Here is a 22,911-nt window from a genome sequence, read left to right on the forward strand (position 1 = left end):
CGACCCGGTTCCAGGTCTGCTTTCACCACACGAATGGTGAGAGCACGAAAAGCCAGGTCAGGCCGTGCTGCGCTTTTTCCGGCGGCCCATTGCGAACAAGCCACTGATGCCGCCAAGAAGCAGCCAGCCAGCGGCGGGCAATGGCACAGGGGCAATCGTGTATTGGCCGTACAGGGTCGCGACGTTTTGCATGTTTTCCGTTGTGCTGAAGCCGTTTGAAATGGTGCCGCCACCGTTCTGAGAGAAACCCAGGACTGAAAACACGTAATTCTGCCCACCAAAGCTGAAGTTCTGTGAGCCCAAAGTATTGGTAATGGTCACGATGTCATCGCAAGGGGTGGAATCCGCCGGACAGTTGCTTGGACGATTCAATGTTTCGTTATGCGTCAGCGCAAACGACGAAGACACCAGAGGGCCACCGCTGATCAGTATGTCGACAAGAAGGTCGACCGAGCTCAGCGTTGTTCCCGTGATCGGGAAATTCAGATGCGAGAACTGTCCCAGAGCAAATGCCGTATCAGGCAACAGACCTGAAATCGGCGTGCCAGTCGGCGTGAAATCGTAGCCACTTGAGCTGCTGCCATTTCCCCACCGAAGAGAGATCGTTGAACCAGAGGTGCTTTCAGTAACGCCGGGCGTTGGATTTACGTTTTGCCAAGAGGGCGAGATGCTGGAAATAGTCAGCGCCGACGCACCGCTTGCAGCCATCACGCCTGCAACAGCGACAGCAGCTATGTTTCGTATGAATGTCATGTGCCCACCTTACGAACTGATACTCGTTACAAACCACTCTGTAAAAGAGTAGCACAACAGAATCATATTTACAGATCACGCGCCACATTGACGCCACGTTTTCACCTCAATCAAGGCGAATGACGCCTCAAAGAGCGTCAAAGAGGACACAATCGTTCTACCTGCGCTAATTGTCCGGTTTTTGGAAACAGGTATGTAGATGTAGATACAGGGCACCACCTCAACGATTGAACGCACAACCGGCGTCGCGTGAGGGTTCATTCACGACCGGATCGTACCATTGCTTCGATACCGGCGGCGCAAAAGTCCACCAGACGTTCCATGCCGGACAGGTCACCGCCCTGCGACAGGGCTTCGACCCGCCATCCACTGTTGAGATGGGCCAGCATCGCCGAGACCGAATAAACCTGGCCACTTGCCAAAACGGCTGGATCGACATCCGGGTAAAGCGTGGCGATCTCGGTGATGAACAACTGGGCGGTGGGGTCGAAACACTCTGCGGCGATATCGCGCCACCTGGGGTCAACCGATACGTGGGCCACCAACCGCCCATACGCCATCCATCCGGGCCCACCCGTTTCAGCCAGGTCCACATAGGGTCGGATAAAGCTGTCCAGAATGCTGTGCAGCGTCAGCGGAGCAACAGCCCTGGCCCTGTTCAATGCGTCGATCCGAAGCTGCGCCAGCGCGTCCGCGCGCCGCGCGACCGTTCGGTAAAACAACTCCTCCTTGCCACCACCATGATGGTGCACAAGACCAATCTGAACCCCCGCCAATGCCGCGATGTCCCGGATCGACGCACCTTCGAATCCCCGTTCAGCAAAGACGGTTTCTGCCGCATCCATGATCCGCGCCTTGGTTTCAAGCGATCGCTTGGACGGTGCTCTTTGCCTTGGTTTTTCGATGTTTTTTGGACTCATGAATTTCATCTTGCCTTATTTTGGTCGTTCGTTCAAGTTAAGCATCGCAAACTTCGGGAGGGTTCATGACACAGACGCGCAACGCATTCGCCCTGATCGGGGCGGGGCCGATGGGTTTGGCCGCAGCCAAGGTGCTGAAGGAACAGGGCATCGCCTTTCAGGGGTTCGAATTGCATTCGGATGTGGGCGGTCTGTGGGATATCGATGCCCCCAGATCAACCATGTATGAATCGGCGCATCTGATCTCTTCCAAACGCATGACCGAGTTCGAGGATTTCCCGATGGACGAGGCGGTGGCCGAGTACCCCTCGCACCGGGCGATGCGCGACTATTTCCGGGCCTTTGCCGATCGTTTCGGCCTGCGTGAGAGTTACAAGTTCAATGCAGAAGTCACCCGGATCACTCCGCTGGGCAAATCCGGCGACGGTTGGCGTGTTGCATGGCGGGACGCCGAAGGCGAGCATCAGGCTGAATTCGCAGGGGTTCTGATTGCAAACGGCACCCTGTCGGAACCGAATATGCCCAGCTTTCCCGGCACGTTTGACGGCGAGTTGATCCATGCTTCGCAATACCGGTACCCCAGCCAGTTCGACGGCAAGCGCGTGTTGGTCGTGGGCGCGGGCAATTCCGGCTGTGACATTGCGGTTGACGCAATCCATCACGCAGAACGCTGCGATCTGTCCATGCGCCGCGGCTATTACTTCGTGCCCAAATACGTCTTCGGCAAACCGGCCGACACGATGGGCGGCAAGATCCGCCTGCCCATGTGGCTGAAGCGCAAGGTGGACAGCCTGATCCTCAGCTGGTTTGTCGGTGATCCGCAGAAATACGGCTTTCCCAAGCCCGATTACCTGCTTTACGAAAGCCATCCGGTGGTGAATTCGCTGGTCCTGTATCACGCGGGCCATGGCGATCTGCGCATTCGTCCCGATATCGACCGGCTGGAGGGTCACACTGTTCATTTCAAGGATGGCTCCAGCGAAGACTACGACATGATCCTCGCGGCAACCGGATACAAGCTGCACTATCCGTTCATCGACCGGGGCCTGCTGAACTGGCGGGGCGATGCCCCCCATCTGTACCTGAACGCGCTGCACCCCGAACGGGACGATCTTTTTGTGCTGGGCATGGTCGAGGCCACGGGTCTGGGCTGGCAAGGCAGGCACGAGCAGGCCGAAATGGTGGCGCGCTATATCAAAGGTCTTCAGAAGGGTTGCCCGGTGGCGGCCGATCTGAAAACCGAAAAGCAAAAAGACTATACGCGCGCCACCGGAGGCATGAGCTATATCGATCTGCCGCGAATGGCTTACTACGTGGACAAGGCCACTTACAGAAAGGCTGTCACCGGGTGGATCGAACGGCTGCGGAAAGCCGCCGTATGAGTGGTATCGACGAAATCACGCTGAATTTCAGCCCGGCCTCTCTGACGCTGTTGAACGCGATATTGGCGATCGTGATGTTCTCGATTGCGATCGATCTGGCACCAAGGGATTTTGATCGTCTCAGGCGCGCGCCCAAGCCGGTACTTGTCGGGCTGGTATCCCAATTCATCGTTTTGCCCGCTCTGACCTTTGCTTTGGTGTGGATGACGGAGCCGCGCCCGTCGATCGCGCTTGGGCTGATCCTTGTCGCCGCCTGTCCGGGGGGCAATATTTCGAACTTCATTACCCACCGCGCCGGTGGCAATGCGGCGCTGTCAGTGTCGATGACCGCCTTTGCCACCATCGGCGCGATTTTCATGACGCCCTTCAACATTGCGCTTTGGGGCGGGCTGTATCCTCCGACACGCGCGATTCTGCAACAGACACAGATTGACCCGGTGCAAATCGCAATCCTTGTCGGGCTGATGCTGATCTTGCCTCTGGTCCTGGGCATTGCTCTGAACCAGCGCCGCCCGGCCCTGACCGCACGGTTGCGTGCGCCGCTGCAATACCTGTCGATGGGTATCTTTGCGGCCTTCATCGTACTTGCCCTGGCCGCAAACTGGGGGTTCTTCCTCAGTTTTGCCGGGGCTGTTGCCGGGCTTGTGGTCCTTCACAACGCCCTGGCGCTGGGGGGCGGTTGGGTTGTGGCCACTCTGACCCGGCTGTCCCCCTTCGATCGCCGCGCCATCACCATCGAAACCGGCATTCAGAATTCCGGCCTTGGGCTGGTGCTGATCTTTGCCTTCTTTCATGGGCTGGGCGGCATGGCTGTCGTGGCCGCGTTCTGGGGCATCTGGCACGCGATCTCGGGGATTGCCCTGGCGTCGGTCATGGCCCGAACCGAGGCCGCGCGATGACCCGTATCCTGATCACAGGTGCCGCCGGGTTGGTCGGGCAGGCGCTGCTGCCCGAACTCCAGGGGCACGAGGTTTTTGCCACGGATATCAAACGCCGCGACAGCATGCCGGAAAACGTCCACTATCTGCCCATGGATGTGACAACCGACGCCCCCGCGCGCGTGATCTGCAACGTAAAGCCTGAAGTCATTGTGCATCTGGCCTCCATCGTGACGCCTCCGCCCAAAATGGAGCGGGCGGCGGCATATGCCGTTGATGTCGAGGGCACCCGCAAGGTGGTGAACGCAGCCCTTGCCAACGGGGTGCGCCGGTTGGTCGTCACATCCTCGGGTGCGGCCTACGGCTATCACGCGGACAACCCCGTGCCCCTGCGCGAGGATGATCCGCTGCGCGGCAACCCCGAGTTCCCGTATTCCGATCACAAAAGGCAGGTCGAAGAGATGCTGGCCGAGGTTCGCAGAGCCGCCCCCGATCTGGAACAGGTCGTGCTGCGCGTGGGTACGGTTCTGGGGGCCGGGTCCGAAAACCAGATCACCGCCCTGTTTCACAAACCCCGCCTGCTGGCCGTAGTCGGCAGCGAAAGCCCGTTTGTGTTCATTTGGACGCATGATCTGGCACGCATCCTTCAGCGCGCGGCAACCGACGGGCCGGTTGGCGTTTACAATGTCGCCGGGGACGGCGCGATGGGTGTGACCGATCTGGCCCGCGCCATGAGGAAACCGGTTCTGCGCCTGCCCGCTTGGGCGCTGAAATCGGCTTTGGCCGCTGCGCGTCCGCTGGGTCTGTCCCGTTATGGGCCGGAACAGGTGCGATTTCTGCAATATCGACCGGTTCTGGACAACACTGCCCTGAAATCCGACTTTGGTTACACACCCGAAAAAACCAGCGCCCAGGTATTCGCGCTCTGGCAAAAGCAGGCGGGGCTATGAAGACGGCTGTCATATCCGGCGGGGCGGGCGGTTTGGGGCGGGCCCTCAGCCGGGCTCTGCAAAGTCGCGGGTGGCGGGTGGTGCTGCTGGATCTCGATGTTTCAGGTCTGGACGCCGGGTCGAACCAGCTTCCAATCGCGTGTGATCTGACGGACCCCGCGCAGCTTGCCAGCGCGTGCCAAAGGGCGATCACGACCTGCGACAGTATAGATCTGGTCATCTACAACGCCGGTGTCACGCAAATCCGGGGCTTTGAAAAGTCAGACGCGGCCAGTCACCGAACACTGTTTGACATCAACTATTTTGCGGCCGTCGAAATGGCCCGCGCGTTTTTGCACCCGGTTCGGGCGTCAAAGGGGACACATCTGGCCATCTCATCGGTGGCCGGGTTTGCTCCGCTTTACCATCGGACGGCCTATGCTGCCTCGAAACACGCGTTGGAAGGGTTCTTCAAATCGCTGCGCTCGGAAGAAGCCCCTCATGGCGTTCAGGTCCAGATCGCTGCGCCGTCCTTTGTGGCAACCAACCCCGGCAATGCGCAAGAGCAAGCGGATGGCACAGCCCGGCCCGGATCGGCGAAGGACGGGATGGACGAGATGAGCCCCGAGGCCGCCGCTGAAACGATCCTGCGCGGGCTGGACAAATCGCTGCCCATGATCCCGGTTGGCCGCGTGGCGCGCCTGTCCTGGTGGCTCAACCGCCTTTCGCCACGCCTGTATCAGCGCATGATGGAGCGCAACATGCGCGGCGCGGGGCACTAAAAAACTGCCCCAGGCCCTTGACCTTCCCGTCACTGGAACCCCCATCTGGTGAGCAAGGAAATTTCAGGGGCGAGTCGCATGGCGCAAAAGGCACTGACAGAGCTGAAAATCACGGGCATGGGATGCGCATCCTGTGTGGGCCGCGTCGAAGGGGCGCTGCGTGATGTGCCCGGGGTTGAAACGGCCTCGGTCAACTTTGCAACCAAGTCCGCACAGGTGGCTTTTGACGGGCCAGTTTCGGCGCTGACCAAAGCCCTGGACGCGGCAGGGTATCCGGCCGAGACCAGCAGGGTGGATCTGAGCATTGAAGGCATGAACTGCGCCTCGTGCGTGGCCAAGATCGAGCGCGCGCTGACGGCCAGCCCCGGTGTGATCGAAGCACAGGTCAATCTGGCGACTCAAACTGCCGCGGTGACTTACGCTGCCGGGGCAACAACGCCAGAGGCGCTGGCGCAGGTGGTCACCGGCACCGGATACCCGGCGCGGCTACAAGGCGCTTTGAAACCTGAAAACCGCGAAGATGCCGAAATTCAAAGTTTGACCCGGACCACTATATTGGCCGCCGTACTCGCCATGCCTGTGTTCGTTCTTGAGATGGGCGGGCACATGATTCCCGCTTTCCATCACTGGGTTCACGCCACCATCGGCGCGCAGAACAGCCAGTTGATTCAGTTCGCCCTGACATCGGCCCTGCTGCTGGGGCCCGGTCGCGTGTTCTATCGCAAGGGCATCCCGTCGTTGCTGCGGGGCACGCCGGATATGAACGCGCTGGTCGCGCTGGGAACCGGGGCGGCCTATCTGTATTCGGTCGTGGCCACATTCGCCCCCGGTGCATTACCGATCGGAACTGCCAACGTCTACTACGAGGCGGCGGCCGTGATTGTCGTTCTGATCCTTCTGGGCCGGCTGATGGAGGCGCGCGCCAAGGGCAAAACCGGGGCCGCGATCCGTAAACTGGCGGGCCTTCAGCCCAAAAGCGCGCGGATCGAAGTCGATGGCCGGATGGAAGACCGTCCTATCGCCGAGATTGCGGTGGGCGACATCCTGCACATCCGCCCGGGCGAACGTGTGCCGGTGGATGCCGAAGTGCTCGAGGGCACCTCGTACGTGGATGAAAGCATGATCACGGGCGAGCCGATACCGGTTGGCAAATCAGCCGGTGCAGCGGTTGTCGGGGGAACCGTGAATGGCACCGGCGCCTTGCGGGTTCGTGCGACGCGCGTCGGGGGTGACACCGTGCTGGCGCAGGTCATCCGCATGGTGCAGCAGGCGCAGGGGGCCAAGCTGCCGATCCAGGGCCTGGTCGATCGGATTACATATCGCTTTGTCCCGGCGGTCATCCTGGTCGCCATGATCACCGTCGCAGCCTGGCTGATTTTCGGCCCAAGACCGGCCCTGCCGCTGGCGCTTGTCGCTGGTGTTTCGGTGCTGATCATAGCCTGCCCTTGTGCCATGGGGCTGGCCACGCCGACCTCGATCATGGTCGGCACCGGGCGAGCGGCCGAACTGGGGGTTCTGTTCCGCAAGGGCGATGCCCTGCAACAGCTTCAGCAGGCACGCGTCATCGCGCTGGACAAGACCGGGACCCTGACACTGGGCCGTCCGGAACTGGTCAGTGTTTTGACGGCGAATGGATTTGACAGGGATGAGGTTGTGCGGCTGGCCGCCGCCCTCGAGGCGCGGTCGGAACACCCGATAGCTTCGGCGATCACCCGGGCCGGGCCTGCGACGCTGCCAGAGGCGACGGACGTCCTGTCGATTACCGGGCTTGGCATGCAGGGGCTGGTTGAAGGCCGGAACGTGTTGATCGGGTCGCACCGGCTTATGCAACAACGCGGAATCGACCTTGGACCCCTGGCAAGCGAGGCAGAGGCCCGCGCCGCCGAAGGGGCAACACCATTGTTCGTCGCAATGGATGGACAGGCCGCGGCCACGTTGTCGGTGTCCGACCCGGTCAAACCCGGCACCGAAGAAGCGCTGGAGCGGCTTCACCAAATGGGTCTGACCGTGGCCATGGTCACCGGAGACAACGCGCGCACCGCGCAGGCTCTGGCTGATCGGCTGGGGATCGATCACGTCACCGCCGAAGTGCTGCCCGACGGCAAGGTGGATGCGGTCACCGCCTTGCGGGACCAGTTCGGAACGCTGGCTTTCGTCGGCGACGGCATAAACGACGCCCCGGCGCTGGCAACGGCTGATATCGGCATCGCCATCGGGACGGGCACGGATGTAGCCATCGAAACGGCCGATGTCGTCCTGATGTCCGGTGATCTGCGCGGGGTTGCAAATGCGACCGAGATCAGCCGCCGGACAATGCGGAACATTCGCCAGAACCTGGGATGGGCGTTTGGTTACAACGTCCTGCTGATCCCCGTCGCTGCTGGCGCCCTTTACCCGTTCGGCGGCCATCTGTTGTCTCCGGCATTGGCGGCTGGCGCGATGGCGCTGTCCAGTGTCTTTGTCGTCTCGAACGCGCTGCGCCTGCGTCGCGTCCGAGCCAGCGTACCGGAAACCCCGATCCCGCCCGCCAAGGAGGTGCATGCATGAATATCGGAGATGTGTCCGCCCGCACCGGCCTGCCTGCCAAGACAATCCGGTATTATGAAGATATCAACCTCATCAAACCGCTGCGCGATGACAACGGCTATCGCCGGTTTCGCGATCAGGACGTGCACAAGCTGAACTTTCTGGGCCGCGCCCGGGCGCTTGGGTTCACCATCGAGGATTGCCGGACATTGCTGGCGCTTTACGAGGATGAAACCCGCGCCAGCGCAGATGTGAAACAGGTCGCGCGGGATCATCTGGCGCAGATCGAAGCCAAGATCGCCGACCTGAACGCGATGCGCGAGACGCTGAGCCACCTGATCGACGCCTGCGCCGGGGATGACCGGCCTGATTGCCCGATCCTGCGGGATCTGGGCGGGAAAGGCTGACTTGGGGTTGCCCTTTGGGCGCAGCTTTGCTTTGTCTTCGCCAAACATTTCGGCCAGGCATCCACCGCTGAAGCCGACCGAACAGCGGAGAGGATCACAAAATGGCAAAAGTCGCGTTCCTTGGTCTGGGCGTCATGGGCTATCCCATGGCTGGGCATCTTCAGGCCGCGGGTCATGACGTTACTGTCTACAACCGCACGGCCGCCAAGGCCGAAGCCTGGGTAAAGCAGCATGGCGGGTCGATGGCGGCCACCCCGAAAGACGCGGCTGAAGGGGCCGAGTTTGTGATGGCCTGCGTCGGCAATGACGACGATCTGCGCATGGTTTGCACCGGCGGCGATGGCGCATTTCACGGCATGTCCAGCGGGGCTGTTTTCGTCGACCACACGACGGTGTCTGCAAAGGTCACGCGGGAATTGTACGCTGCCGGCCAATCACGGGGTATAGCCTTTGTGGACGCGCCGATCTCGGGCGGTCAGGCAGGCGCTGAAAACGGTGTTCTGTCAATCATGTGCGGCGGAGATCAGGCGGCCTATGATGCGGCTGAACCGGTGATGCAGGTCTATGCAAAGATCTGCCGCCGGATCGGGGACAGCGGCGCGGGCCAGATGACCAAGATGTGCAACCAGATCGCCATCGCTGGGTTGGTTCAGGGTCTCAGCGAAGCGTTGCACTTTGCCGAGAAGGCTGGGCTGGACGGACGCGCGGTGGTCGAGGTGATCAGCCAGGGCGCGGCGGGGAGCTGGCAGATGGCAAACCGGTATGAGACCATGCTGGATGATCAGTTTGAACATGGCTTTGCCGTCGACTGGATGCGCAAGGATCTGGGTATCTGTCTGGATACCGCCGATGAAACCGGCGCGTCCCTGCCCGTCACCGCTCTGGTCGATCAGTTTTACAAGGATGTACAGAAACTGGGTGGTGGCCGCTGGGACACCTCGTCGTTGATCAAGCGCCTGCGGGCCATGGGGTAAGGCGGGGGGCTGTCTGCCCCCCATCGCGCCAAGGCGCGATTCCCCCCGAGGATATTTTTGGCCAGATGAAGAGGGCTCCGGCGCGATCGGGGCGGAGACGGGATGGACGATTTGAATGCTTTTTGGACGGCCGCGCTGCGGCAGCTCTGGGGGCTGGACGCCCGTTTGACGCGGTTGGATGGTGAATATGACCTGAACTTTCTGGTGCAGGCCACCAATGGTCAGGATTATGTGCTGAAAGCCATGCGGGCCGGATGCGATGCCGATCTGGTTGATCTTCAGATCAAGGCGCTGGCGCATATCTCTTCAGAGGCACCGGGGTTGCCGTTTCCCAAGGTGTTCCCCGATTTGGCCGGCGCAACGCTGCCCGAGATCGCCGATTCTGAAGGGCAGCGCAGGCTGGTTTGGCTGTTGGAGTGCCTGCCGGGGCAATGTTACGCGAAGGCCGCACCAAAATCCGAAGAGCTGATCCTGAAACTGGGGCGCGTATTGGGGGCGACCGACCGGGCCCTGGAAGGGTTTGAGCATGCGGGACTGCACCGGGCCGGTTTCAAATGGGATCTGATGCAGGCGGGCTGGATTGCTGACAAGTTAAACGCGATCCCTGACCCCGCGCGACGGGCACTGCTGACGGAAATCTGTGAGGGGTTCGCTGCAATCGCGGATGTCCTTGCGGACCTGCCGAAACAGGCTATCCACAATGACGCCAATGACTACAACATTCTGGTCGAAGGGGAACTGAGCGAGCGGCGGCGGATTTCGGGCCTGATCGATCTGGGTGACATGTGCGCCGCGCCGCGCATCTGCGATCTGGCGATTGCCGGCGCTTATGTCGTGCTGGATCACCCCAAGCCGGAACGGGCACTGGCTGCTCTGGTAAAGGGCTATCACGCGGCCAACCGGCTGCGGGCGGATGAGGTTGACCTGATCTGGCCGTTGCTGAGGATGCGGCTTGCCGTGTCGGTCGTCAACTCGACCCTGATGGCGGCCGAGAATCCGGATGATCCCTATGTGACGATCTCTCAGGCGCCTGCCTGGCGGTTCCTTGAGAACGCATCCGTCAATGGCGGGCTGATGTCGGCGCGGTTGCGGGCGGCTTGCGGCTTGCCGGTTGTCGATGGGGCTGAACGCATCCACGCCTATCTTCAGGAACACCGGGGACATTTTGCCGACATGTTCGGCCAGGATCTGAGCGACGTGCCCATGGGCTCGCTTTCGGTCGAAAACTGCGTCTGGCCCCAAGACCCGTTCCACATGCCTTTGGCCGAGGCTGCGCGGGTTGGCGAGGAATATGGTGAGGGGTTGTGGCTGGGTTACTATAACGAGCCCCGCCTGATCTATGCCGAGCCGGGGTTCCGCAAGGGCCCCTGGAAAGCCTCAGACAGGCGGACGGTGCATTTGGCGGTGGATGTGTTTGCGCGTGCCGGGACGGTTCTGCATGCACCGATGAGCGGGCGGGTCGAAGTGGTCGAGAACCGCGACCAGCACCTTGATTACGGCGGCGTGATCATCCTGCATCACGAAACGCCCGAAGGCGACCCGTTCTATACGCTCTATGGCCATCTGGACCCGGAATGCTGCGACCGGCTGAAACCAGGGGACCCGGTGGCACAGGGAGCCGCGTTTGCCAGGTTGGGAGATGCCAGCCAGAATGGCGGATGGGCTCCGCATGTGCATTTCCAACTGGCGCTCACCACTGATGGCATGGAAGCGGACTGGCCCGGCGTCGGCGATCCGGACGAGATGGAGCTGTGGCACGCGGTCTGCCCGAACCCGGCGGCGTTGCTGAACCTGCCGGATGACAAGGTGTTCTATCACCCTACGGACAAAGCGGAAATCCTGAACAAACGGCGGGCGCATTTCGGGGGCAACCTGTCCCTGACCTATGACGATCCGGTCATGCTGGTGCGCGGCTGGAAGCATCACCTGTTCGACGAATGGGGACGCCCCTATCTGGACGCCTACAACAACGTCCCGCATGTGGGGCACGCGCATCCGCGCATTCAGGCCGTGGCTGCGGATCAGCTAAGGCGCATGAACTCGAACACCCGCTATCTGCATCCGGCACAGGTGGAGTTTGCCGATAAGATCCTGTCCAAGCTGCCGGATCACCTACAGGTCTGCTTTTTCGTCAACTCGGGAACCGAGGCCAACGAACTGGCCCTGCGGCTGGCCCGCGCCCATACCGGCGCGAAGGGGATCGTGACGCCGGATCACGGCTATCACGGCAACACGAACGCTGCGGTGGCGATCTCGGCCTACAAGTTCAACAAACCGGGCGGCATCGGGAAAGCCGACTGGGTTGAACTGGTCGAGGTTGCGGATGACTATCGCGGGTCATTCAAGCGAGATGATGCGGACCGGGCGCAAAGATTTGCTGATCTTGTCGATCCGGCGATTGCGGCCCTTCGGGACCGGAGACAGGGCGTGGCCGGTTTCATCGCGGAAACCTTCCCGTCCGTCGGCGGACAGATCATTCCGCCCAAGGGCTATCTGCCTGCGGTTTACGAAAAAATCCGTGCTGCCGGCGGCGTTTGCATCGCCGATGAGGTGCAGACAGGTCTGGGACGACTGGGCGAATACTATTTTGGCTTCGAACACCAGGGCGCGGTTCCGGATATCGTGGTGATGGGCAAGCCAATCGGCAACGGGCACCCGCTGGGCGTGCTGGTGACGACCACAGAGATCGCGGACAGCTTCAACAACGGGATTGAGTTCTTTTCGACCTTTGGCGGCTCGACCCTGTCCTGCCGGATCGGCAAAGAGGTGCTGGATATCGTTGACGACGAAGGCTTGCAGGACAATGCCCGCCTGATGGGGGATCGGCTGATGGCGGGGCTGCGCCAGATCGAAACCGACTTTGGTTGCGTTGGCGACGTGCGGGGTATGGGGCTGTTTCTCGGCGTGGAACTGATCAACCCCGACGGAAGCGAAGGTACCGAGATTTGCAGCTATGTCAAAAACCGGATGCGCGATCATCGCATCCTGATCGGCAGCGAGGGACCCAAGGACAACATCCTGAAGATTCGCCCGCCCCTGACCATCGAAGCCGAGGATGTTGACATGATCCTGTGGGCGCTGCGGGATGTGTTGTCCGAAGTGGGTGACTTCACCCCTGCCCTTGTGTGCGATCATGACCATCACCATGCCGGATGCGGGTGCTGCTGAACGAAAAAACCCCGGCGCATCGCCGGGGTTTGGCCGTTCAACACTCAGGGTCAGTGGAGCACGGCCGAGGGGGTCTGGTGGCCGGTGATCGGCATTTCGAAACCAGCCGTCATACGTCTGAGAGTCAGTCCCAGTTCTTCCGACAGGGATGCCAAGGCGGGGGCAAAATCCGGACGCACGATCAAGGACGCCAGCATCATCGCGTCTTCACGCGCCCCTTCGGACGCTGCCGCGATCATCTGGGCAAAGCAATTCTCATCCGCGCCAAGGCATGCACATCCAAGACCATGCCGGATCAAAGGACGGCGGCCATGGGTGGCGCATAGCGAACACAAGCGATCCAGGGTCAGCATTGCCGCACGCCCGCATTCCGCGCCCAGCGCGACTTGGAAATCGCTGGCAGCGTCGGCGCGCCCGCCCTCACCGTCGCTCCACATCCGCAGATACATCACGGCGCCCGCTTCGATGGGATCGAGATCGGCAAGGCGGCCCACCGCTGCGCCGCCGCGCTTGAAAGGCGCGCTCATTTCGTCAGGATCAGTTTGCCTGCGCGGGTGATGCGCAGGGTATAGAGCTGATCTCCCAGTTCTATTTGGGCCAGGTTTCCGCCCTTGGTCAGATCCTCGGCCTTGTGCGCGGGAAGCATCGAGACAGCGTAACCTTGGGTTGGGGTCGGGTTCTGTACGTTCATCGGGACATCTCCAGAGCGTTTCGGCATGGTGCCATATCTATCGCGTTTCATGTGATCTGGCTGACCCCGAAAGGGCTGGCTTTCTGTTCGTGTCGCTTAATCTGATTATTTTAGTAAGGTTTGTCAAGCGTCGTTTTGAAACAGGCGATTGCCCCCCGGAACAGGGCGGGTTAGGTCTTGGGTCGTACGAAGAAGGGCAAGCAAACATGACCGCAGCAGTTGTATTCGATCTGGACGGAACGCTGGTGGACAGCCTGGGCGATCTGGCGGCGGCGGCCAACCGCACGCTGAACGACGTTGGGCATGATCCTTTGCCGACGGACATCATCAAAGGATTCGTCGGCAACGGTTTGCCCAAACTGGTTGAACGCGTGATCCTGCATTGCGGCCTGCCGCTGGACCGCCATGCGGAACTGACGCAACTGACCCTGAAGCATTACAATGCCGCTGCAAGCGAAACGACTGTTCCTTACCCAGGCATCCCCGAAGCGCTGGTTGCCTTGCGACAGATGGGGTGCGCTTTGGGTATCTGCACCAACAAACCAGAAGCGCCCGCACGGCATGTGCTTGAGGCGCTGAACCTGTCGCAATTCTTCGACGTTGTTATTGGTGGCGACAGCCTTTCGACGCGAAAACCGGACCCCAACCATCTGTTCGCAAGCTTCGATGCGCTTCAGGCTTCTGGCCCACTTTTGTTCGTCGGCGACAGCGAAGTTGACGCGGAAACGGCCGCTCGGGCGAAAATCCCGTTTTTGCTGTTTACCGAAGGGTATCGGAAGACGCCGGTCGCGGAGATTCCACACACCGTGGCCTATTGCGCATCGCAAGACTTGCCCGCGCTCGTCGCCGGTTTGATCAAAAGCTGACACCGCTCGGGAAGATCATCACACCCTTCGACATTGGCAACGATCCGCATTGCCACTGACCCCAAAAGTTAAGAGGGGCCGGCCGAGGGGGTGTGACCAGCCCCTCATCGGGGAAAGTTAATACCGTGTGTGTGTGTGGTAAGTACGGTAGGTCATGTTTACCCCTGTTTGTCGCGGCGCGAAATTGGGGGTTTCCCGTAGTTCTCCAAAAAACGTGAAAAATAAGGGAAAATTGGCGATTTCCCGGCTCTCTTCATCTGCAATTTTTCGCATGCAAAACGGGCTTCTGGCCCGCAGCTTCGGAGGGTTGATCTGCACATCGATTGCAGATCAAGGGTAACCCTAGGAAAACCCGTCAGAAATCATGCAACCCCGAATTTACCTGAACAGAAAGGTGCTCAGCCAATGGACCGTCCGAACCCGCCGGTTCAGATCTTTAACGGCCTGACAAACACGTGTGTTTGACACTCAAAACCAAACGATCTGCACCAATCGCGGCTGAATTCCGCGCCTCAACGCGGAATTCCTTGCCGATTCCGACTGCGCTGTCCGAATCTTCCCTACGGCTGACAAGCGACGCCCATTCGGTTTTGGCAGCCTTCTGCGCGGCAGATGCTTGCGGGGGTGCGCTCAGGAAATCAGGCAGTCGGGTACCAACACCCTTCTCATCAGAACCCGACGTATCTGTCGGCCGTTTTCACAGCACCCCGCCGCGCCGGAAAACCGGTTATTGATAATTCTTAGCCTTGGACATTTTGCCGATACCCGGATTGAACGAGTTGGTCGGGTCACAGCATTTGTAATGTGCCGCCAGGTCGGGCTTGGCCTCGTAAAGGTGCCCCACGTTATGTTCAGCAGGGTATTCCGCGCCGCGTTCGTCAAACAGTTTCAACATTGCGGCCTTGAGCGCTTTTGGGTCGGCCCCTTTTTTGACTATGTAATCCTGATGCATCACGTGGCACATGAAGTGCCCGTAATAGAGTTTGTGAACCAACTGGTCTTCGATCTCAGGCGGCAGCTTCTCCAGCCAGTCCTGATCGTTGCGGCGCAGTGCGACGTCCAGTGCGATGATGTCTGCGACGTCGTCCGAATGGATCGCCATGTAACGCACCGCCGCGCCAGCCGCCGCAAAACGATGGAGGCCTGCAATCTTGGCCTCGCGCGGATCACATTCGAAAAATCCGCCATCGCGGTCCCTCAGAAATCGCGGCAGCCACTCGGCGGCCTCGGACACACCTTCATCCTTCATTTTCAGGATAAGGTGATGCTCGTACTTGTCGCGAAAATCCATCATCCGTTTAGGCAGGACACGTGGCCACAAAGCTATTGCTGCCTGCATGAAACGATCAGTGAAATTTCGCAAAAACGGAATGCGCCGCAGGCGGGCATCCACGGCGCCTTTCATCGCAAAGAACATCGGCAGACGGTCCGTGCCAAGCTTGTCGATCATCACGACCGTGTCCTTGCCATAGCGTGCTGCAATGTCGAACGCTTCGCGCTGCATGTATTCGGCCGAAACCGGCAGCGATTTGAACTCTGACAAAATGTAGCGCCGCAGGTCTGCCAGATCGTCGGGATTGTTGGTGCCCACATAGAACACCTTTTCGACTTCGTTCTTGGGAAAGGTGTCAAGGCGTACGGCAAAAACGGCCAGCTTCCCGGCCGAGCCCGAAGATTCGAAAAGCCTGGCCTTGTCCGCATTGAACCGCGCAGGCGTTTCCGCATTCACGTCCCGCACGATCTGTGCGTAGTCGCTGGCCGATGCGCGTTTGTTGGTTGCCCCGGGATTGCGTTCAAATTTCCCTGCATCGAGGTTGGCAAGGATCTCTTCCGGCGTGTTGCCCAGATCGATGCCGAGGTGGTTGACCAGTTCCAATTCACCCTGTTCGGTGACTTGCGCATAGACGGAAAGTTCCGTGTAAACCGGACCGCGCTCTACCAGAGAACCGCCGGAATTGTTGCATACCCCACCCACGATCGACGCGCCGATGCAGGACGAACCGATCACCGAATGCGGCTCGCGTCCAAAAGGGGCCAACAGTTTTTCCAGCGCAAAAAGCGTGGCGCCCGGAAAGCTGACGACCTGCTCTGCGTCGTTCAAGGGCACCAGAGTATCCATTCGGCGCGTGTTGATCAGAACCACGTCACGGTCATAGGTGCCGGACGGCGTAGACCCTTCGGTCAGGCCAGTATTGGCCGCCTGCATGATGACGATCTTGTCGGCTGCGACGCAGGCTTGCAGGATTTTCCATTGCTCCAGCAGGGTCCCCGGCTGAACGACGCACAGCGCCTCGCCCTCGCCCGAGCGGAAACCGCGCCGAAAACGCTCTGTCGCGCGCGCTCCGACCAGCACGTGACGCGCACCGACGATGGAGCGGAAATGTTTGATCAACGCGTCATTGGTCATATCGGCCCCTGTTTGGGTTAGGGATTGCGGAAACGAATATTCTCGCGGCTGAGCTGGCCAACACTGGTGACACCCATCAGTTTCATGTCGCGCTCGATCTCGGCACGCATCAACCCAAGGGCCCGTTCGACACCCGCCTGCCCTGCGGCAGCCAAAGGATAAAGGTAGTGCCGCCCGACACCCACGGCTTTGGCCCCGATCGAAAGCGCCTTGAGCACATGGGTGCCACGCTGAATGCCGCTGTCCATCATCACGTCCAGCTTGTCGCCAACGGCATCGACAATCTCGGCCAGTTGGTCAAACGGTGTGCGCGAGCCATCCAGTTGGCGGCCACCGTGGTTCGACAGAATGATGCCGGTACACCCGATCTCTGCCGCGCGTTTCGCGTCACCGACGGTCATGATCCCCTTCAGGCAGAACTGACCATCCCAGTCGCGCACCATCTGCTCCACGTCATCCCAGTTCATCGACGGATCGAGCATATCGGTGAAATACCCGCCGATCGAGCTGGCCCCACCGCCCATATCCACATGTTCTTCCAGCTGAGGCAGCCGGAACTTTTCATGGGTGACATAGTTGATGCCCCACGTCGGCTTGATCGCAAATTGGATCATGCCGCCCAGCGTCAACCGGAACGGGATTGAGAACCCCGTGCGCAGGTCACGCTCGCGGTTGCCACCGGTGATGCTGTCGACGGTCAGCATCATGACCTCGACACCCGCCTCTTTGGCGCGCTGCATCATCGCGGCATTCAATCCGCGATCCTTGTGGAAGTAGAATTGATAGACCTGCGGGTTCTTGTGTTTCTGGCGCAGTTCCTCCAGCGAGACGGTTCCCAGAGAGGAAACTCCGAACATGGTACCGTATTTCTCTGCCGCTGCCGCGACGGCGCGTTCACCCTGATGGTGGAACAGGCGCTGCAACGCGGTGGGCGAGCAATAGACCGGCATGTCCAGTTTCTGCCCCATCACCGTGACGGACATGTCCACGTCCGAAACCCCGCGCAGGACCGAAGGCAACAGATCGCATCGGTCGAACGCCTTGGTGTTTTCCCGATACGTCACCTCATCATCCGCGCCGCCGTCGATGTAATTGAAGATCGGCCCCGGCAGCCGCTGCTTGGCCAGCCGCCGGAAGTCGTGGAAATTATGACATTGGCTCAGACGCATGGCGATAAGCTCCTTAGTAGGCGACCGAGGGCAACCAGGTGGCGAGGGTCGGCCACAGGAAGACCAGCGCCAATCCGGTCAATTGCAGCAGGACAAATGGGATGATGCCCTTGTAGATGTGGGTCAGCTTGATCTCTGGCGGGCAAACGCCTTTGAGATAGAACAAGGCAAAGCCAACGGGCGGCGTCAGAAAGCTGGTTTGCAGTGTCACAGCGACAAGGATCACGAACCAAACCAGTGCCGGTTCATCAAGAACGCCGAAGCCGGGGATGTCGATGCCCAGACCGTTCACGATGGGGCGCATCAGGGGCAGCACGATCAACGTGATCTCGATCCAGTCCAGCACAAATCCCAGCAGGAAAACGATGAACAGGATGAAAAGGATGGTGCCGTTCGCTCCAAAACCGGTGGATTGCACCACATGTTCGATCAGCTCGTCCCCACCCAGTTCCCGCAGGACATAAGAGAACACGGTCGCGCCGAGGAAGATCGCAAAGATGTAGGCGGTGGTGTTGAAGGTCGAAACCAGCACGTTCCAGAGCTTCTGGAAGGTCAGCTTGCGATAGCCCAAAGCCAGCAAGGTGGCACCCAGCGCGCCGATGCCCGAGGCCTCGGTCGGCGTGGTCAGACCGGCGAAGATCGAACCCAGTACCGCAAGGATCAGCATCAGCGTCGGGATGACGGCGATAAGAACGTCCTTGACGGCGGCCCAATCGGGGGCTTTCGCGCCTTCGGGCACGGGGGCCGCGTCGCGTTTCACCAGCGCGAGGATGAAGATGTAGGTCAGGTACAGGGCGCCTATGATCACGCCCGGGAAAACGGCAGCCATGAACAGGTCACCGACAGACAGGGCCATCTGGTCGGCCATGATCACCAGCATGATCGAGGGCGGGATCAGAATGCCCAGCGTCCCCGAAGCCGAAACCACGCCCGCCGCCAGCGTCGGCTGGTATTTCTGCTGCATCATCGACGGCAACGACAGCACGCCCAGCAGAACAACCGAGGCACCGATGATGCCGGTCGAGGCCGCCAGAATGATCCCGATCAGGGTCACGGTGATGGCCAGACCTCCGCGCACCGTTCCGAACAGGCGCTGCATCGAGGACATCAGACGCTCGGCCACACCGGATTCGTCCAGCATCAGACCCATGAAGATGAACATCGGCAGGGCAACCAGAACCGCGTTGGACATGGTCGCGTAGACCCGGTTCACCACCGCCCCAAGGGTCAGGTAATCAAGCCCGGTAAATGTGCTTTCCAGACCTGTCCACAGCATCAGATCGTTGTCGAACAGATAGGCCAGACCGCAATAGGCGACACCGACACCGGCCAGAACCCAAGCCACCGGGTAGCCAGTAAACAGCAGCGCGATGAAGGTCAGGAACATCGCGATGACCAGCTTTTCCTCGGTCGTTTCGACCAGGAAGGTCAGGCCCACACAGACGGCAGCAAAGACCGCGAGCACCAGCAGGATACGGCGCAGCGGTGCGCCCTCGCGCTCCGAGGCCGGTCCGTACATCAACGCGTGCCCGTCATGGATCAACCGTGCCAACGCGGCCAGCGCCAGCAGGACAAAGCTGATCGGAATGACAGCCTTGAAGGCCCAACGCGCAGGCAGGCCCGTGGGGCTGTCCGAGCGTTCGTTGACGCGGAAGCTTTCGTAGAAATAGTCATAGCCCTGATCGACCATCAGATAGATGAACGGGGTCAGCAGGGTCAGGATGCCGATCACCTCGATGATCCGCTGCGCGCGGCGCGAAAGCTGCATATGCAGGACATCCACCCGCACATGGCTGTCGGTGATCAAGGCATACGAGATGCCGATCATCGTGACGATTCCATAAAAATGCCACTGGATCTCATCCAGTTTCGGGTAGTTCTGGCTGAACAGGTAACGCAACGAGACCTGTGCGAAGATCGCGCCCATCAGCAGGACATTGGCCCACATGACGACATGACCCACAGCCTTGACCCCGGCGTCGATCGCGACGGCGATTTTCTGGCGGTCGGATTCGGGGTGTTCCAGGATGCCTTCATAGGCTTCGACCGGATCGTTGGGGTTGTTTTGGGTGGTCATGGTCATTCCTCGCTCAGCAACCCGGAATACGGGTAGTGAAAGGTTAGAAAGTCCGAAGATCGAAAAGCAGGGGCCGGAGCGGCGGATCGGGCCGCCCCGGCAACGTCAGTGAGGGAGAGATTACTGACGTGGGAGGAAGGCGTTTGTCTTCCAGAGGTTATAGCCGTCACGGAATTCGTTCATGTCGGCCAGAACCTGTGCAAAGAAGGCATCATTGGCGGCCTCTTCAGCGGCAACCTCTTCCCAGGTTGCGCGGAAGGTATCCAGCATCTCGGGCGACCACTGCTTGATGGTAACGCCGTTGTTTTCAACGTTGTCGATCAAGGCCGCGTGCTGGATGGCTTCGCCTTCGGCAAAGCTGTCTGCCATCGAAGCCTTGCAGGCGTTTTCGATGATTGCCTTGTGCTGATCGCTGGCTTCGTTCCAGACGTCCTTGTTGATCAGCAGTTCAAATACGGTCGCCTGCTGATGCCAGCCGGGGAAATAGTTGAATTTGACCAGCTTGTGGAAGCCCAGGCGCGCGTCGATCGCAGGCATCGAAAACTCGGTCGCGTCAATCGCACCTTTTTCCAATGCGGGGAAGATCTCACCACCTGGCAGCAGCGAGGTTGCCACACCCAGTTTCTGCATCACCTTGCCGCCCAGACCGAAGAAACGCATCTTCAGCCCGTTCAGGTCTTCGGGCGAGTTGATCTCGGAGGCGAACCAGCCCGAGGTTTCCGGCGCGATGATGGCGCAAGGCAGAACTTTGACGTTGAAACCGGCCTGATCATACATCTCCTGATACAGGGTCATGCCGTTGCCATAATACAGCCAAGCCATGTATTCGCCCGCCTCGGGGCCGAACGGCACAGCCGAGAACAACGGCGCAGCCGGGATTTTCCCGGCCCAGTAACCAGCCGTAGTGTAGCCCGAGTTGATCTTGCCGGTGGACACGGCGTCCAGAATTTCGAAGGGCGGAACCAGTTTTCCCGGCTCGTACACCTTCATCTTCAGCGTGCCGCCGGACATCAGTTCCAGCTGATCAGCCACACGTGGAATAGGCGAACCCAGGCCCGGCAGTTCGGTCGAAAAGGCAATCGGTGTTTTCAGCAGCAGCTTGTCCGCCGCAACCGCGGGTGCCGCCAGCAGGCTGGCGGCCACGGCCAGGCTCGTCAGGGTCTTCTTCATGAAATCTCCTCCAGGGTTGGTCGGGTTTTCTCCGATCAGTGGCGCAGGCTCTTCCAGCGCCGCTCCGGTGGTAAACTAACTTTACCAGATTAAACCAGTCAATAACTTTATTTACCTCTGGCAATGAGCGGAAATGGGAAACCTGCATCCGACAAACCCGGAAAAACCCTGATGCGACCACATGAAAATCCTATACTTTCCTAAAAAACCCTTCGCAAACAAACATGTAATCCACGTCCGGAAAGAACATCCCCGCGCTTGAATTTAGAACGGATATGGTTATCTTTATTTACCAGTTATTCTGGTTATTTTAGCATCACACGGGGCAGCATCTCATGAACACCACGGCGATTTTTGAACCGGTCGGACACGAATCGCTGGCTGATGCGGTGGTTTCACAAATCGAGGACCTGATCGCGTCGGGCATCCTGAAACAGGGCCGGAAACTGCCGTCCGAGCGCGATTTGGCCGAGATGCTGCGCGTGTCGCGACCAAAGCTGCGCGAGGCCCTTCAGGTGCTGGAAGAACGCGGGCTGGTCACAACGCAACACGGTGAAGGGACATTCGTCGCGGCCCTGACCGGACAAGCCATGATGCCCGCGCTTCTTGCTTTGTACGAACGCCATGAGCCGGCTTTTTTCGACTATCTGGAGTATCGCCGCGAACAGGAAGGTTTCGCGGCCCGGCTTGCCGCCCGTCGTGCAACCAAGGCAGACAAGGAACGGATTTCAGAGATCCTTGATGAAAACGAGCGCGCCTGGCAGGAGCAGGACGCCAAGGCTTCGCAAGAGGCGGACTTTGCGCTGCATTCAGCGATTGTTGATGCCAGCCAGAACGCGACCCTGATCCACATGATGGCGTCGATCTACGAACTCACCCGCAAGGGCGTTTTCTACAATCGCGACTTCCTGCGCACGATCGATGGGACCGGCGAAAAGCTGTTGCAGCAACATCTCGAACTCGGCCGCGCTGTGATCGAAGGTGATGAGGAGCGGGCCGAAAAAGCGGCAACGGATCACATCGACTTTGTCGAAGAGTCCTTCAAACTCGGGATTGAACAGCGGCGACGCGAAGCCATGGCCGAAAAGCGCCGGATACTGTCGCGCTGACGGCTTTGTCACCCATTTGCCCTTCTGATTGCGGGGCCCAGTCCCCGTGGTGATCGTGAAACTCTCCTGTTTGGCGGTTTTCGACCGGTTTCAAAACTTACCCGAGCCGGCTGTCAGATATCCTCTCCGGGCGGTTCCAGAAGGCCGCCGGGTTCCAACAACGCCCGCTCGGACAGCCACGGGTTGAGTTCCAGCGCTTCGGACAATGCTGTGCGCGCGTCTTCAAGACGTTTCAAACCCAGTAAAGACAACGCGCGTCCGCTGAGCGCGCCGATGTGGTTGGGCGACATTTCGATCGTGACATTCAGATCGCGCAGCGCCGCTTCAAAATCCTGCCTCAGGTAGTTTACGAAAGCCCGCTGATTGTAGCCTTCGGCGTAATCCGGGCAATATTCGACAAGCTGGTTGAAATCGTCCAACGCGCCCGACAAGTCCCACGCCTCTCGTCGCGCCATTCCCCGGTCCAGCAGAGTCTGCGACCGGGCATCCGGCGCGTCCGTCCAGAGTTCCCACATTTGATTCGAGATGACCCGGGCGTCGCTTTGCGATTCCGCCTTTTGGACCTGCTTGATCAGCGCATTCACCCCTTCGGAATGATCCGGAGCCGTGGGGCATGTCTCGGCCATGGCCGAGCATGAAAACGCGATCAGGAAAAACGTTGCAGCACAGGTTCGCATCACGCAACAAGGGTGGGCCAAAATTC

19 protein-coding genes are annotated in these 22,911 nt (G+C 59.9%); 10 read left to right on the forward strand and 9 right to left on the reverse strand.

The features are described 5' to 3' along the window. Window positions 1–57: 57 nt before the first annotated feature. Complete coding sequence (locus AC2FF8_RS05470) at window positions 58–753, reverse strand: THxN family PEP-CTERM protein (RefSeq protein ID WP_217355942.1); 696 nt, start codon at window positions 751–753, stop codon at window positions 58–60. 257 nt (window positions 754–1,010) lie between these two features. Further along, window positions 1,011–1,673, reverse strand: a complete 663-nt coding sequence (locus tag AC2FF8_RS05475; protein ID WP_496879126.1) for a TetR/AcrR family transcriptional regulator — start codon at window positions 1,671–1,673, stop codon at window positions 1,011–1,013. Window positions 1,674–1,738: 65 nt separating this feature from the next. Between AC2FF8_RS05475 and AC2FF8_RS05480 the strand changes: the two genes are divergently transcribed. The 8 genes from AC2FF8_RS05480 (at window position 1,739) to AC2FF8_RS05515 (ending at window position 12,719) form a co-directional block, all read left to right on the forward strand. Then, window positions 1,739–3,055 (forward strand): flavin-containing monooxygenase, encoded by a 1,317-nt coding sequence (locus tag AC2FF8_RS05480; protein WP_496879127.1) that lies wholly within the window; start codon window positions 1,739–1,741, stop codon window positions 3,053–3,055. After that, window positions 3,052–3,954 carry a bile acid:sodium symporter family protein gene (locus AC2FF8_RS05485; protein WP_170346128.1) on the forward strand — a complete coding sequence of 301 codons (903 nt, stop codon included), beginning with the start codon at window positions 3,052–3,054 and terminating at the stop codon, window positions 3,952–3,954. The genes AC2FF8_RS05480 and AC2FF8_RS05485 overlap by 4 nt, the downstream gene beginning before the upstream one ends. Then, on the forward strand, window positions 3,951–4,883 hold the full coding sequence (locus tag AC2FF8_RS05490) for an SDR family oxidoreductase (protein WP_496879128.1): 933 nt from the start codon (window positions 3,951–3,953) through the stop codon (window positions 4,881–4,883). The genes AC2FF8_RS05485 and AC2FF8_RS05490 overlap by 4 nt, the downstream gene beginning before the upstream one ends. Continuing rightward, a complete protein-coding gene (locus tag AC2FF8_RS05495) occupies window positions 4,880–5,644 on the forward strand; it encodes an SDR family NAD(P)-dependent oxidoreductase (protein ID WP_496879129.1) in 765 nt (254 codons plus the stop codon). Before AC2FF8_RS05490 ends, AC2FF8_RS05495 begins: the two co-directional genes overlap by 4 nt. A gap of 78 nt (window positions 5,645–5,722) precedes the next feature. Further along, the gene (locus AC2FF8_RS05500; protein ID WP_496879130.1) at window positions 5,723–8,191 is read left to right on the forward strand and encodes a heavy metal translocating P-type ATPase; all 2,469 of its coding nucleotides are present in this window, start codon (window positions 5,723–5,725) and stop codon (window positions 8,189–8,191) included. Next, a complete protein-coding gene (gene cueR, locus AC2FF8_RS05505; protein ID WP_170346124.1) occupies window positions 8,188–8,577 on the forward strand; it encodes a Cu(I)-responsive transcriptional regulator in 390 nt (129 codons plus the stop codon). The genes AC2FF8_RS05500 and cueR overlap by 4 nt, the downstream gene beginning before the upstream one ends. 101 nt (window positions 8,578–8,678) lie before the next feature. Next, a complete protein-coding gene (locus AC2FF8_RS05510) occupies window positions 8,679–9,551 on the forward strand; it encodes an NAD(P)-dependent oxidoreductase (RefSeq protein ID WP_480683728.1) in 873 nt (290 codons plus the stop codon). A gap of 102 nt (window positions 9,552–9,653) precedes the next feature. Then, a complete protein-coding gene (locus AC2FF8_RS05515) occupies window positions 9,654–12,719 on the forward strand; it encodes an aminotransferase class III-fold pyridoxal phosphate-dependent enzyme (protein ID WP_496879131.1) in 3,066 nt (1,021 codons plus the stop codon). A gap of 50 nt (window positions 12,720–12,769) precedes the next feature. Here the strand turns inward: AC2FF8_RS05515 and AC2FF8_RS05520 are convergent, their stop codons facing one another. Continuing rightward, a complete protein-coding gene (locus AC2FF8_RS05520; RefSeq protein ID WP_257599238.1) occupies window positions 12,770–13,246 on the reverse strand; it encodes a hypothetical protein in 477 nt (158 codons plus the stop codon). Continuing rightward, complete coding sequence (gene hemP / locus AC2FF8_RS05525; protein WP_496718822.1) at window positions 13,243–13,410, reverse strand: hemin uptake protein HemP; 168 nt, start codon at window positions 13,408–13,410, stop codon at window positions 13,243–13,245. Before hemP ends, AC2FF8_RS05520 begins: the two co-directional genes overlap by 4 nt. Window positions 13,411–13,616: 206 nt before the next feature. Here hemP and gph point away from each other — a divergent pair, with 206 nt between their 5' ends. Next, window positions 13,617–14,276 (forward strand): phosphoglycolate phosphatase, encoded by a 660-nt coding sequence (gene gph / locus AC2FF8_RS05530; protein WP_496879132.1) that lies wholly within the window; start codon window positions 13,617–13,619, stop codon window positions 14,274–14,276. 727 nt (window positions 14,277–15,003) lie between these two features. Here gph and dld read toward each other — a convergent pair. The 4 genes from dld to AC2FF8_RS05550 all read right to left on the reverse strand — a co-directional run bounded on the left by dld (window position 15,004) and on the right by AC2FF8_RS05550 (window position 21,099). Beyond that, entirely contained in the window at window positions 15,004–16,683 is a 1,680-nt protein-coding gene (dld, locus tag AC2FF8_RS05535; protein WP_496879133.1) for a D-lactate dehydrogenase, read from the reverse strand. A gap of 17 nt (window positions 16,684–16,700) precedes the next feature. After that, complete coding sequence (locus AC2FF8_RS05540; protein ID WP_496879134.1) at window positions 16,701–17,852, reverse strand: alpha-hydroxy acid oxidase; 1,152 nt, start codon at window positions 17,850–17,852, stop codon at window positions 16,701–16,703. 13 nt (window positions 17,853–17,865) lie between these two features. Beyond that, window positions 17,866–19,929, reverse strand: a complete 2,064-nt coding sequence (locus AC2FF8_RS05545; protein ID WP_496879135.1) for a TRAP transporter large permease subunit — start codon at window positions 19,927–19,929, stop codon at window positions 17,866–17,868. A gap of 120 nt (window positions 19,930–20,049) precedes the next feature. After that, window positions 20,050–21,099: a TRAP transporter substrate-binding protein gene (locus AC2FF8_RS05550; RefSeq protein WP_170346116.1), complete on the reverse strand. Its 1,050-nt coding sequence runs from the start codon at window positions 21,097–21,099 to the stop codon at window positions 20,050–20,052. A 335-nt stretch (window positions 21,100–21,434) separates the two neighbouring features. On the opposite strand from AC2FF8_RS05550, the gene AC2FF8_RS05555 reads away from it, so the two are divergent. Beyond that, the gene (locus AC2FF8_RS05555; protein ID WP_170346115.1) at window positions 21,435–22,208 is read left to right on the forward strand and encodes a FadR/GntR family transcriptional regulator; all 774 of its coding nucleotides are present in this window, start codon (window positions 21,435–21,437) and stop codon (window positions 22,206–22,208) included. A 113-nt stretch (window positions 22,209–22,321) separates the two neighbouring features. Here the strand turns inward: AC2FF8_RS05555 and AC2FF8_RS05560 are convergent, their stop codons facing one another. Continuing rightward, a complete protein-coding gene (locus AC2FF8_RS05560; RefSeq protein WP_496871552.1) occupies window positions 22,322–22,885 on the reverse strand; it encodes a tetratricopeptide repeat protein in 564 nt (187 codons plus the stop codon). Window positions 22,886–22,911 lie beyond the last annotated feature (26 nt).

This window comes from Ruegeria sp. YTSA144 (genome assembly GCF_059610125.1).